The following is a 12,776-nucleotide window of genomic DNA, read 5'->3' on the forward strand; positions in this document are numbered from 1 at the left end:
CGAGCGTGGATGAACCTTGAGCGCCTTGATCGAGGACCACGAGAATGTCCCGATGGAGACCATGATCATGATCGAAACCAGCGCAGGCATCGGAATGCGGGCAACAAGATCACCAAGGCCAACGACAAGAATCAGCAGTACGATACCCGCTGTAAAGGTTGATAGCCGCCCCCGCCCGCCGGATTTCACATTGATGATCGACTGGCCGATCATTGCACAACCCGCCATGCCTCCGATAAAGCCGGTCAAGCTGTTGGCAATGCCCTGCCCGATACATTCCTGATTGCGATTGGATCTGGTATCGGTGAGATCATCAACGATATTCTGCGTCATCAGGCTTTCAAGCAATCCGACAATGGCCACAGCAACTGAATAGGGAAAGATGATCATCAGCGTTTCGAACGTGAACGGAATATCGGGAATGAGAAAAACGGGCAAGGTATCGGGTAATTCGCCCATATCGCCCACGGTCCTCACATCCCAACCGAACGCAACCACCAGTCCGGTCAACACGATGATGGTAACGAGCGGAGACGGAAGTGCCGTTGTCAGTCTGGGAAACAGATAGATGATCGCAAGCCCCGCCGCGACAAGCGCATAGGTGAGCCAGGTAACACCCGGAGTTACCGGGTTCAGCTCGGGCAATTGCGCCATGAAAATCAGGATCGCCAGCGCATTCACAAAGCCGGTCATGACCGATTTCGAGACATAGCGCATGAAACGTCCAAGCTTCAGGAGGCCAGCTCCGATCTGGATCAGGCCCGCCAGCACGGTCGCCGCAAGCAAATACTGAAGTCCATAATCCTTGACGAGCGTCACCATCAAGACGGCAGTGGCAGCGGGTAGCGGCCGAGATCATGCCGGGCCGCCCTCCCGTAATAGCCACCAGAACGGCAATTGAGAAAGAGGCATAAAGACCCACTTTGGGATCCACACCGGCAATAATGGAAAATGCGATGGCCTCGGGGATGAGCGCCAGTGCGACCACGAGGCCCGCCAGCAAGTCACCACGCACATTCCCAAACCATTGCTGTTTTAAGTCGGAAATTGAAATCATGAAAAGTCCAGCGCCCAGCATCGAGACGTCTTTTTCGAGACGGCCCGGCAGTTCAGCTTGGGCTAATGTGTGAGAGGATCCGGCGGGTCAGCTGCCAGAAGAGCCACCCGGGCTTTCACCGGGTCCTTCAGTTCTTGATACGTATAAACGCGATTTCTCGCCAGATTGCAAGTCTTCTGGAGCAATTCTAAAAATGTGAAGGACAGCAAAGAGCTTGAGTTTGCAGCCACACACCCCATATTCAGCAGGGATAATTGTCAAGGTCAGGCCCATGCAAAGCTCACACAAGCATTATAACGAAGACGAGATCGAACTGCTGCCACCCGTAAAAGGCAGCCGAGGATGAGACGGGCCATCGCGACGCCTCCTTGGCAAGAAAGGCCGCCAATGTGCGCAAGAAATTCTGGGCCGTGGTCAAGAAAGCCGCGCGGGCAAATCCCGATCATGGAAGAGGTCGTCGCGGGCTATTATTGCGCCTTTGATTCCAATACGCCCTTCAAGGTGCGCCTGACGCTGATCGGAGCCCTCGCCTACTTCGTATTGCCAATCGATGTGATACCAGATGCCCTGCTCGGGATCGGCTTTGCCGATGATCTTGCGCTTCTGACCTATGTGCTTAAAACCGTGCATGACAGCATCACCGCAGAGCATCGCCTCAGGGCCAAGCAGGCTCTGGCTGAACATGACGTTCATGTCGAGCGATGACACCGGCTAGAGCGTGATCACGACCTTGCCCCTCACCTCGCGATTGGCAATGGCTGATATCGCCTCTGCCGTCTTCTCAAGCGGATAAGTCTGGTGCAAATGTGGCTTGAGCTGGCCGCTCGCGACCCAGCCCAGAATCAGGGACATGTTTCTGGCATGCTCCACCGGGTCGCGGACAATCGCCTCTCCCCAGAAGACACCAAGCAAATCCACCGATTTCAACATCACCAGATTGAGCGGCATCTTGGGGATCGTGCCAGATGCAAAACCGACGACCAAAAAACGACCATACCAGCCGGTTGCCCTCAAGGCTGCTTCAGAAAAGTCGCCACCAACCGGATCATAAACCACATCCACGCCCTTGCCACTCGTCAGGCGCTTGAGATCCATCTTGAGATTCTGGCTAGAATAGTTGACAAGGTCATCGGCGCCATGCTGCCTGCATAGCTCCAGTTTTTCGTCCGAAGAGGCACAGGCAATGACGCGCGCGCCCATCAGCTTGCCGATTTCGACCGCCGCAAGCCCGACCCCGCCGGACGCACCCATTACAGCCAGACTTTCCCCCCTCTGTAATCGGGCCCGGCTACGCAAGGCATAAATCGTTGTTCCATAGGTGATCATCAATCCCGCAGCATGCTCGAATGACAAACCATCGGGCATGCCAATGGCCTCATCCTCGCGGACAACCACATAGTCCCGCGCACCGCCCCAACGAAGATAGCAAAGAACCCGCTCCCCGATGCGGGCAGGGTCGACACCCTCTCCGACCGCCTCGATCTCACCCGAAATCTCGCCTGAGGGAGAAAAGGGCAAATCGGGAGTATATTGATAGCGATCCTCAATGATCAGCGTATCAAAGAAATTGAGCGCGGCCGCCCTGACCCTTATGAGAAGCTGACCGGGCCCGGCCATAGGTTTTGCAATATCCTTGAGAACAAGACCATCCGCCTTGCCAAAAGCCTCGCACAAAACTGCTCGCATTCCCCTGCCTCCTTTTGCGGTTCTGCCCTCAGAACCGTTTGCCGCCTTGCAAATCTGCTAACACAGGCTCCTGAAACCAAGAAGAGACGAAGGACCAATCGACCGTGTTTTTTAGGTCATTCCTTAGTTGAACATCGCTCCCGGTTTCCTCAGCCGGGCGGTTTCCTTTTCTGCAATTCTGGACTAGAAAGGCCCACATTCGGCATTAGACCTCTAAAAAGCGCATATTCGGAGCGCAGACTAAGTAAAAGGAAAAAGAAAAGCTATGCGTGGATATTTCGCAATCGGTGTTCAGGGACTGTCCAAGGAAGGCAATTTTGGCAATCTTTTGAGAACAGCCCACGCATTCGGAGCCAGCTTCTTTTTTACCCTCGCTTCGAAAAAGTCATTCGCCAAGCCCGGAACGGATACCTCGCACTCTTCTGATCATATTCCCTATTATCCCTGGGCCAACGAAGAGGAGATGATTCTGCCAAAAGACTGTCGCCTCATTGGAGTTGAACTCACCGACGAGGCAATTGCGCTTCCCTCTTTCCGGCATCCGGCCAAGGCTGCCTACATTCTGGGACCCGAACGCGGCAATCTCTCTCAGGCGGTGCAGGACAAGTGTGATTTCATTGTCAAGATCCCGACCCTTTTCTGCCTGAATGTGGCAACCGCCGGTGCCATCATCATGTATGATCGTGTACAATCGATGGGCGGCTTCTCGGAACGTCCGGTAAGGGCAGGCGGACCCAAAGATCCCCGGCAACATCAGCATGGTCTGCCAAAATTCCGCGCCGGAATGCCGGACGCCCTCAAGGGCTGACAGGCTTTCAAGCACCAGGAGCCAAACAGAAAATGCGGCTCTGGCGAAATGACAGAAGAAATGACGGCAATCTCCATCAGATTGGAAATCTGCCCATCTGTTGCCGCATTTGCGATTAATTGTTCTGAAAAACAAGGCAGATTCTGGTTGAACAGAGTTTCGATTTGGCAAAAGTCCCTGAAAATTTGCATAAATCGTCTCAATTTCACAGTTTAGTAACCCTGACCTTGGTAAATGTGAAATGAATGAATTGGAGCCCGTGGCTCCTGTTGGCATCCAGTCAAAAGCGACAGGTAGAGATGAAAAGCGTAAAAATCCTCGGAGCAGCCACCCTTCTCGCACTTACCGCCACTGCAGCTGTTGCTCAGGGCGCGGCCACTCGCGTCGAACAATTTAAGGATTGGGGTGCTTATCAGTTCAATGATCCACAGCGCGGCAAGATGTGTTTCGCGGTTAGCCAACCAAAAGACACCGAGCCGAAAAATGTGAATCGTGATCCGGTTTATTTCTTCGTCACCACCCGCCCTCAGGAAGGCGTGCGTGAGGAAGTCAATGTGATCACCGGTTACCCTTACAAGGAAGGATCCAAAACCACGATTCAGGTTGGTTCGGATACCTTCAATCTTTATACCTCCGGCGACGGAGCGTGGCTTGAAAATGCCGCCGAAGAAGCGCGCCTTGTAAACGCAATGCGTCGTGGTTCGACCATGGTCGTTCGTGGCACTTCAAGCCGTGGCACCCTGACAGTTGACACTTACTCCTTGTCTGGAGTGACGGCAGCGACGAAAAAAGCCTTGGAGATCTGCCAGTAAGCGATCAACAGGCAGACGGCAAAAGCACTTCAAAAAAGCGGCTGACAGGGCCGCTTTTTTACTTTATATAGCAGCATCCTGAAACCTCGGGTGCCCCCTGATGGTCATGTCTATTTGGCTAAAGGGCAAAGATCATGGCAAGAGACCTCCCCAATTTGCGCCTCTCTTTTGTCGATCCGGAATGGTACTCAAAAGGATTGCGCCTCGCCCTTCCGCCACAGCCCCGAAAATGGCTTGCATGGCTCTGAAGGCCTTTGACGCGCAATCGGCCTTGAAAAGAGGAGCCGCACCCCGTTGCGGAACCAATGCATGACCAATAGCAATGGCATCGAAACAACTGAGCAAACGCTCGCAGTCTCTCCGGTACCGGCTGACATTCTCACCGAGCACGCCTATAGCTGGCCCGAACTTGATCCGGACAAGCTCAATCTTGTCGGCATGGATCGTGATGATCTGGCTGAAGCCATGCGCCGGGTCGGTGTGGCAGACAAACAGATCCGGATGCGTGTTGCCCAGCTTTGGCACTGGATCTATGTACGCGGAGCCACATCGTTCGATCAGATGACCAATGTCTCGAAAGATCTGCGCGCCAAGATGGATCTGGTCTATACGGTGACCCATCCCGAACTGGTTGCCGAGCAGATCTCTGTCGACGGCACCCGCAAATGGCTTCTGCGTTTTCCGCCACGCGGGGCGGGACGCCCGGTCGAGGTGGAAACGGTTTATATTCCTGACGAAAACCGCGGCACGCTCTGTGTCTCTTCCCAGGTTGGCTGCACCCTCAACTGCACTTTCTGCCACACTGGCACGCAAAAGCTGGTGCGCAATCTCACCGCCGAGGAGATCGTGGCCCAGTTGCGCGTCGCCCGCGAAATGCTCAACGACTTCCCCGAGCGCGAACCTGAAACAGGCGCTATAGTGCCCAAGGTCGGACGGTTTGTTTCCAACGTGGTGATGATGGGCATGGGAGAGCCTCTGTTCAACTATGACCATGTCAAAACGGCAATGCTGATCATGGGCGACGGCGAAGGCCTGTCCATTTCAAAGCGCCGTATTACGCTGTCAACATCGGGTCACGTTCCCAATATCGAGCGCGCTGGTGCGGAAGTTGGCTGCATGCTGGCGATTTCGTTGCACGCCACCAATGACGAGCTGCGCAACGAGCTGGTACCAATCAACAAGAAGTGGAACCTTGAAGAACTTCTGCATGCCTGTCGCACCTATCCCGGCGTCTCCAACGCCAAACGCATCACCTTCGAATATGTCATGCTCAAAGGCGTTAACGACTCGATCGACGATGCCCGCAATCTTGTAAAGCTGTTGCGCGGCATTCCGGCCAAGATCAATCTCATCCCTTTCAATCCATGGCCGGGAAGCAACTATGAATGTTCGGACTGGGACCAGATCGAGGAATTTGCCGATTTCATCAACCGGGCCGGATATGCCTCTCCGGTTCGCACCCCGAGAGGACGCGACATTTATGCCGCCTGCGGTCAGCTCAAATCCGAGTCGGAGCGCCTGCGCAAAGCGGATCGGGAAAAACTGGAAGCCGAGCTTGCTGCCCTTGAAAGAATGCGCATTGCCAACCTTGCAGGCGATGGGCATGATGACGATATGCAAGAGGATGAATAGAGGGGCGTGACGCCATTCCCCTCATTTTGGTCGCATCACAGAATGGAGTTCAAGCGTGAGTTTTTCCCGTCTGATTGCCCGCATTTTCATGGTACCCATCGGCTTTGTTCTGGCAATCATTGCTGCGGGTATCTTCCTCAGTTTTGCTATTGACTATATCGAACCGGCACCCGGTGTTGATCCGACAATCCATGGCTTTTTCATGCTCTATTCCAGCATTCTGATTACCGGGATTGTCGGCTCACTCGCCTTTTTCCCCGCCATAATCGGCCTTATTGTCGCCGAGATCTTTTCCTGGCGCAGCATCTGGTTCTACCTGTTCTTCGGACTGGCTCTGTCGCTGTTCGCCACCCACCCGGAGGGCGAAACCATGGACACCCTTGCCTTTGCGCTTGATACGCGCGTCATGGCATCGGGCCTGATTGCAGGATTTGTCTATTGGCTGGTCGCAGGCAGGGGAGCAGGCATCGTCAAGCGCACGCTCGACAATCGCCCCAAGCCACTTTAGCCATCAGTCCTGTTTTGTTTCCAGCATATCCAGGCCTGGGTCTGAACTTGGGTCAACATCAATGAGAACACCATTGTTATCGACCAGAGGATCCGCTTGCACGTCATCGTCAGGAGGGGTGGACTGATCGGATACCGGATCGCCCTGAACAGGCGTTCCATCACCATAGGTCGAAACAGCATCCTCATCGGGAAGCCTGCATTCCATTGCACCATCTGCGCATGGCTTGGCCTGTCCGCCCTTGCCCGGCTCTGTCACGTTCTCTTCAGGCATCGGGAAAACGCCCTTCTCAAGGCAAACGTCATAGGCCTTGTTGCACCAGCTTTCCTCGGATTTGGATGTCGCAAAACCAAGGCAATCATCCATGTGGCTATTGCACATGGCCGCCCGCGCCACATCAGCGCTCAACCCGCCGGCAACAGCCAACGTCCCATCAAGCGATGCCAACAGCATCACACCGAAAACCAAAGATGTCTTGCAATGCCGGTCCATTCGTCAATCCCCCAGATATCCATAAAACGCATTGCTCTCACAGTGTAGCATAGCAATTCCCCATCGCGATTTATATCGATCTTATGCCGCACGCCTTTCTCTCACCAGGCCCAAGATCCGGAGCTCAGAGAGACGACCGCTTCAGGCTTTCCCTTCACCGGCAAAGAGAGGCGCGTGTTCGCTCAACAGGTCTGACACCCGGTTCATCATGAGCCTCACTTCGGGGCGTCGGCGATCATCATCATTGACCACAACATAAAGACGGACCGTCAGATCTTCCAGAAGCGTCCCTTCGCGCATCAACCGCTCGTCGACATCCCCCACAAAACAAGGTAAAACACCCCGTCCCTGACCGGATGTGATCAGTTGCAAAACCAGTTGCGGTCGATTGGTCCAGCTATAGATGTCACGGTCAAAATGCTCATACACCCAGCGATCAGATGGCAAGCGGGACGCTTCCTTGCCCAGAGAGATCCACGGGGCATTTACACTATCAGCCAGCATAACATGCTTGTAAGCGGCAAACCGCATGAGAACAGAGGGAAGAATTGCATAGTTGCCCGTCGTCGGAGGAGTCGTTGTCAGCAAAACAACACGGTCGCGATGAATCAACTGATGCAAGTCATGAAAATCCGTAACGCCGATACGAATGTCACCCGGTCCCTTGGAAAGAGAATTGGCATGACACGCAAAGAAGGAGGAAAGCCAACTGTCACCGGCAAGCTCGATCACCGGATCACGAAAAGCCCCACCGTGCCAATCGGTAATCTCGGCTGAAATCTTCTGCATGTCCTTGACCCGCGCCAGCAGGATCTCGCCATCTTTGGCAAGTTCATAGCCACGCCTTGAGCGCTCGAACAGCAACCGGTTCATGGTCCGCTCAAGCGCCAGCATGCGCCGCCCCACGGTTGGAGCGCTCACACCCGTACGAGCTGCCGCCGCAGACAAACTGCCAGTCTCGGCGACAATGAGGAATAGTTTCAGATCGTCCCAGCTTGCTTCCATAAGATGTCTTTCTACCAGTGCGGCGTCTCTTGCAACATACACCGATGAAAAACGACTTTCATTCATCAATCTACACAAGACCATAGAGCCGCTGTTATAGTGACACCAGGTCTCGGGTCAAAGGCGCGAACGCTGGAAACCAGATGCGCCCTCGCCTGAAACACTTCTACAGCAATCAGAAAATCGACGCCCTGCCTCTTCTCAGATGAGCAGGCAAGGCCCTCTATTTGCAAATTTCAGGAGCTAGACCATGAGTCAGTTGCACAACATGATCATGTGGACATCCGCAACCCGAACCGGGCACCGTCGATCAGGCGCTTTTGAAGATCCGTTTGAACGCCCTGAATGGCGCCCGTTCCTGCCGCTCATCGACATGCTTCATTCCCTTTCCAAAAAGGGATGACAATGACGCGCTTCCTCTTGCCCTGCCTCCTGCAAGAGGAAGCGCCTGTTCCGAGGCTGGCAATGTCGGCCATCCTTTGACGCGAACAGGCACACCCATCCCTATTTGGGTTTCTTTTGGGTCAGAGTATTTTTGACAGAAGACGCTTTAGAGCCGCTTTTTGTCAGTTTTGTCTTCTTGCTGCTCACTTTTGTGATGCTGACCTTGGGCGTCTTGCCGTTCACAATCTTGTTGACGACAGACGCCTTTTTCTTGTTTTTGGCCCGGCAATAGGACCGAACCTTGGAGCCCGATTTTGTCGTGTAGCCGTCAATCCAGACACAGGAAGAGGCTGATGTGCATTTGTATTTCTGCAACCCTTTGCACTCCGCAGCCTCTGCGAGGGTGCTGGCAGAAAGACCAGCCACAAGCAGGCCCAAAGAAATGGCAACCACCTGCAAATTTCTTTTAAAAAATAGACTTTTCATCATATGTTGATGTCTCCGAAAAGCTTGTAATCAAACCTTTGGCCGACCCGACACCCATTCCGGTCAGATGCGTTCTGCACCCATTCGCACCATGATGCAATCGCCGACTGCCCTTTTTGGTGTTAAAACCATGGTTCAGACCAAACAGAAACATGGGAACGGCCAGATTGTAACGATGAGCAACATTCTGAAACTGACGGCCAACAAAACTCTGTTATCCCGAGCAGCACTGATCCTCTCTTTGACGTCCGCGATCTTTCTGATTGCCCCGGAGATCGATATCTGGTTCAGCAGGCTCTTCTATAGCCCGGCAGACGGATTCTGGCTCAAGGACGACACCTTCCCGACGCGCCTTCGTGCGTTGGGTTTGTTTCTCCCCCGTGTCATCATCATTTGTCTGCTTCTCTTCTCCCTTGCGCGGCTCCTCTGGCCGAAACTTCGATCCATCTTCCCGCTCACCAAAATCATCTACCTTATAGGCACCGCTACAATCGGTCCGGGCCTTCTGGTTAACGGGATCCTCAAAGCCAATTGGGGACGCGCACGCCCGGTGCAGACGGATCTGTTCGGCGGACATTGGCCCTACTCGGAAGTCTGGGTCATTGCGAATAATTGCAAATCAAACTGCTCATTCGTTTCCGGCGAAGCGTCAATGGCCTTCTGGCTCATCGGCCTCGTCATTCTGCTGCCCATGGGTTGGCGCAAGGTCGGGCTTTGGATTATCGCCTCTTTGACAAGCCTTGTTTCCCTGAACCGGATCGCCTTTGGAGCCCACTATCTTTCAGACATCCTGATTGGCTGGAGCCTCACTGGCCTTGTGATGGCTTTGATGCTGCTTCTTTTCGACAAACTGGGGCTATTTTCCGAGAGAAGCGACAAAATCGAAAAATATTGGGACAAAAGCGGCCTTTGGCTGCGAACAAGAGGGAAAATGCTCCTCTCTCGCTTGCTAAATAGGGACAATTAGAGAATCTCTATGAGAAGACATTTGGTCGGCGCTGAATGCTCCATCAGCTTCACGTTGAAACAGGAGGAAATTCTTCGCAAACCCACTTGCGCAGAATTTTATAGTGCCTATAGTGCCGCCAGATGAAAAAACGAGCTCAGTCTCATACCCATGACACAAGGCACCAACCTCCCGTTAGGCGCCGCAAGCAAATCAGGTGAAATCGCATGGCAAAAAAAGGCGATATCAAAAAAGTCGTTTTGGCCTATTCAGGGGGCCTCGACACGTCAATCATCCTCAAATGGCTCCAGACCGAATATCAGTGTGAGGTGGTGACCTTCACCGCAGACCTCGGTCAGGGCGAAGAGCTGGAACCAGCACGTAAAAAGGCTGAAATGCTCGGTATCAAGGACATCTATATCGAAGATGTTCGCGAAGAATTCGTGCGTGATTTCGTCTTCCCGATGTTTCGCGCCAACGCGCTTTACGAAGGCGTCTATCTGCTCGGCACCTCCATCGCACGACCGCTGATTTCCAAACGCCTGGTCGAGATCGCCAAGGAAGTCGGCGCCGATGCTGTCGCTCATGGCGCCACCGGCAAGGGCAACGATCAGGTCCGCTTCGAGCTGGCCGCTCGTGCGCTCAACCCGGATATCAAGGTCATTGCGCCATGGCGTGAATGGGATCTTACCTCGCGCACCAAACTGCTGGAATTTGCCGAACAGAACCAGATCCCCATCACCAAGGACAAGCGCGGCGAGGCACCATTCTCGGTCGATGCCAACCTGCTGCACACGTCCTCTGAAGGCCGCGTGCTGGAAGATCCTTCCATCCCTGCCGAGGAATATGTCTATTCGCGCACTATCAGCCCCGAAGCGGCCCCAGACAAAGCCACCATCATCGAGATCGGCTTTGAAAAAGGCGATGCGGTTTCCATTGACGGCGTCAAGATGAGCCCGGCTGAAATCCTGACCAAACTCAACGAACTTGGTCACGACAACGGCATTGGTCGTCTCGATCTGGTTGAGAACCGTTTTGTCGGCATGAAATCTCGCGGCATTTACGAAACTCCGGGCGGCACGATCCTCATCACAGCCCACCGCGGTATCGAATCCATCACCCTTGATGGCGGCTCCGCGCACCTCAAGGACAGCATCATGCCACGCTATGCCGAGCTGATCTATAATGGCTTCTGGTATAGCCCGGAACGCGAAATGCTTCAGGCACTGATCGACAAGTCGCAGGAATATGTGACCGGCACCGTCAAGCTGAAACTCTACAAGGGCAATGTCAACGTCATCGCCCGTGACAGCGAATACAGCCTCTATTCCGAAGATCTGGTGACCTTCGAAGAAGGTGCGATCGATTATGATCACAATGACGCGGCAGGCTTCATCGAATTGCAAGGCCTGCGCCTGCGCACCATTGGCTACCGCAATCGCAAGGCCAAAGGCTAAGTTGATCCTGGCTTGCCGGAATGAGAAAATGGCGGGGTTACAACCTCGCCATTTTTTATGGATGAAACAGATTGCATCTTCTTCGACTTGCGCCCGCCAGCCCTGACCGCAGTCCTGCATCCATAAATTCGTCATGTGATTGGGAACCATCCAATGCTTAGAAACATCAATCCGCTCTTGTCACCAGATTTCCTTCATATACTTGCTGCCATGGGCCATGGCGACAATCTGGTCATTGCTGACGCCAACTTTCCCGGCGAACAGATCGCCCGCGCAAATGGCTGCCGCTATGTGCGCCTTGATGGCATTCTGGCAACCGACATCCTCACAGCCGTGCTTGAACTGATGCCGCTCGACGATTTCGTCAAGGACCCGGCCTATGTCATGGAAGTGGTCGGGGATGCCTCTCAGGTCCCTCCGGTCGTGACCGAATTCCAGACCATCATCAACGAGGTTGCCGATAATCCCGCGCCCATTGCCGCTGTTGAGCGCTTCGCTTTCTACGACATGTCAAAGCAGTCCTATGCCATCATCCAGTCCGGCGAACGTCGCCTCTATGGCAATATCATCGTCAAGAAGGGCGTGATCAGGCTCTAGCCCTCACAACGGCTGTTAATCAGCCAAGCGAGAGGAAAACAGGCACGCCGGACCACGTGTCATTCGGCGTGCAACCTCACAAATGCAAATCAAAGCGAGCCATGGCAGACAATTTGATCCTCAGAGAATTCCGTGAAGCTCAAACACACTCCTGTGCGCTCTACTCCCCATGCGAAACCTATCGCTATGCTCTCACACGGGTCTGGGACGATTCGGCTCCGAAACTTCTTTTCATCATGCTCAATCCCTCAACCGCCACCGAGCTTAAAAACGACCCGACCATCGAACGGTGCGAACGTCGCGCAAGAGCGCTTGGGTTCGGGGCCTTTCGGGCCTGCAATCTATTTGCCTATCGGGCAACAGATCCGCGAACCTTGAAGTGCGCCAAAGATCCCATGGGCAGTGAGAATCTATCCCAGATACTGAACGGTGCTCGCTGGTCAGACACCATTCTGTGCGCCTGGGGAACGCATGGCACCTATATGGGTATGGGACCGGCCCTCAAAAATCTGCTCCGCTCCGAAGGCTTTTTGCTCTGTCATCTGGGCTTGTCAAAAGAGGGCCACCCCAGACACCCGCTCTATTTGAAGAACGAGCTTAAACCGATGGTCTGGAAGGACTAGGCGGATTCTGAAAAACGCGACTCCAAGGCCAGCGTTTTTCCTGTGTTAGGTATTTCAAACATTGATATTTTATACGATAAAAGGCAATATAATCCCGTTTCGACCCGCAGGTTGCGAAGCCAATTGAATAACTCAACCGCCAAGCCCCTCACCAGCCATGTTTTGGGGGACAGCTGGCGAGGGATGGAAGCCAAATCCAATATGGGGGACAGAATCCGACTTCCATTTGTAACCCTTGACCGCATCAAGGGTGCTTTACTTAGCGCTTTTTGATTCCGGAGTA

At 53.8% G+C, this 12,776-nt stretch carries 13 protein-coding genes, 2 pseudogenes and 1 other annotated feature; of the genes and pseudogenes, 10 read left to right on the forward strand and 5 right to left on the reverse strand.

Annotated features, from left to right (window positions below; all coding sequences use genetic code 11):
- Positions 1–1,057, reverse strand: a pseudogene (locus ACHZB8_RS01490) (SulP family inorganic anion transporter); the annotation flags it as partial.
- Positions 1,058–1,130: 73 nt separating this feature from the next.
- Positions 1,131–1,186: a sequence feature (sul1 is cis-regulatory element that is thought to sense ions involved in sulfur or methionine metabolism; They are found in Alphaproteobacteria), on the reverse strand.
- Positions 1,187–1,425: 239 nt separating this feature from the next.
- Here ACHZB8_RS01490 and ACHZB8_RS01495 point away from each other — a divergent pair.
- Positions 1,426–1,762, forward strand: a pseudogene (locus ACHZB8_RS01495) (YkvA family protein).
- A gap of 6 nt (positions 1,763–1,768) precedes the next feature.
- On the opposite strand, the gene ACHZB8_RS01500 reads toward ACHZB8_RS01495, so the two are convergent.
- Positions 1,769–2,743: an NADPH:quinone oxidoreductase family protein gene (locus ACHZB8_RS01500; protein ID WP_316858244.1), complete on the reverse strand. Its 975-nt coding sequence runs from the start codon at positions 2,741–2,743 to the stop codon at positions 1,769–1,771.
- Positions 2,744–3,008: 265 nt separating this feature from the next.
- Between ACHZB8_RS01500 and ACHZB8_RS01505 the strand changes: the two genes are divergently transcribed.
- From ACHZB8_RS01505 to ACHZB8_RS01520, 4 genes are all read left to right on the forward strand, one after another.
- Positions 3,009–3,551, forward strand: coding sequence for an RNA methyltransferase (locus ACHZB8_RS01505; protein ID WP_316858245.1), 543 nt, complete (start codon positions 3,009–3,011; stop codon positions 3,549–3,551).
- Between the two features lie 299 nt (positions 3,552–3,850).
- On the forward strand, positions 3,851–4,363 hold the full coding sequence (locus ACHZB8_RS01510) for an invasion associated locus B family protein (protein WP_316858246.1): 513 nt from the start codon (positions 3,851–3,853) through the stop codon (positions 4,361–4,363).
- A 309-nt stretch (positions 4,364–4,672) separates the two neighbouring features.
- Entirely contained in the window at positions 4,673–5,995 is a 1,323-nt protein-coding gene (gene rlmN / locus ACHZB8_RS01515) for a 23S rRNA (adenine(2503)-C(2))-methyltransferase RlmN (RefSeq protein ID WP_316858248.1), read from the forward strand.
- Between the two features lie 55 nt (positions 5,996–6,050).
- Positions 6,051–6,503 carry a hypothetical protein gene (locus tag ACHZB8_RS01520; RefSeq protein WP_316858249.1) on the forward strand — a complete coding sequence of 151 codons (453 nt, stop codon included), beginning with the start codon at positions 6,051–6,053 and terminating at the stop codon, positions 6,501–6,503.
- A 3-nt stretch (positions 6,504–6,506) separates the two neighbouring features.
- On the opposite strand, the gene ACHZB8_RS01525 is transcribed toward ACHZB8_RS01520, so the two are convergent.
- Positions 6,507–6,995, reverse strand: a complete 489-nt coding sequence (locus ACHZB8_RS01525; protein ID WP_316858250.1) for a hypothetical protein — start codon at positions 6,993–6,995, stop codon at positions 6,507–6,509.
- Between the two features lie 141 nt (positions 6,996–7,136).
- Entirely contained in the window at positions 7,137–8,066 is a 930-nt protein-coding gene (locus ACHZB8_RS01530; RefSeq protein ID WP_316858251.1) for a LysR family transcriptional regulator, read from the reverse strand.
- 184 nt (positions 8,067–8,250) lie between these two features.
- On the opposite strand from ACHZB8_RS01530, the gene ACHZB8_RS01535 reads away from it, so the two are divergent.
- A complete protein-coding gene (locus ACHZB8_RS01535) occupies positions 8,251–8,403 on the forward strand; it encodes a hypothetical protein (RefSeq protein ID WP_316858252.1) in 153 nt (50 codons plus the stop codon).
- A gap of 101 nt (positions 8,404–8,504) precedes the next feature.
- Here the strand turns inward: ACHZB8_RS01535 and ACHZB8_RS01540 are convergent, their stop codons facing one another.
- A complete protein-coding gene (locus tag ACHZB8_RS01540) occupies positions 8,505–8,873 on the reverse strand; it encodes a hypothetical protein (protein ID WP_316858254.1) in 369 nt (122 codons plus the stop codon).
- 127 nt (positions 8,874–9,000) lie between these two features.
- Here ACHZB8_RS01540 and ACHZB8_RS01545 point away from each other — a divergent pair, with 127 nt between their 5' ends.
- The 4 genes from ACHZB8_RS01545 (at position 9,001) to ACHZB8_RS01560 (ending at position 12,493) form a co-directional block, all read left to right on the forward strand.
- On the forward strand, positions 9,001–9,837 hold the full coding sequence (locus ACHZB8_RS01545; RefSeq protein WP_316858256.1) for a phosphatase PAP2 family protein: 837 nt from the start codon (positions 9,001–9,003) through the stop codon (positions 9,835–9,837).
- A 206-nt stretch (positions 9,838–10,043) separates the two neighbouring features.
- The gene (locus ACHZB8_RS01550; protein ID WP_316858258.1) at positions 10,044–11,273 is read left to right on the forward strand and encodes an argininosuccinate synthase; all 1,230 of its coding nucleotides are present in this window, start codon (positions 10,044–10,046) and stop codon (positions 11,271–11,273) included.
- A gap of 153 nt (positions 11,274–11,426) precedes the next feature.
- Entirely contained in the window at positions 11,427–11,870 is a 444-nt protein-coding gene (locus tag ACHZB8_RS01555) for an RbsD/FucU domain-containing protein (protein WP_316858259.1), read from the forward strand.
- A gap of 101 nt (positions 11,871–11,971) precedes the next feature.
- A complete protein-coding gene (locus tag ACHZB8_RS01560; RefSeq protein ID WP_316858260.1) occupies positions 11,972–12,493 on the forward strand; it encodes a DUF1643 domain-containing protein in 522 nt (173 codons plus the stop codon).
- Positions 12,494–12,776 lie beyond the last annotated feature (283 nt).

The sequence above is a fragment of the uncultured Cohaesibacter sp. genome (assembly GCF_963556055.3).
In the GTDB taxonomy this organism is placed as follows: Bacteria; Pseudomonadota; Alphaproteobacteria; order Rhizobiales; family Cohaesibacteraceae; genus Cohaesibacter.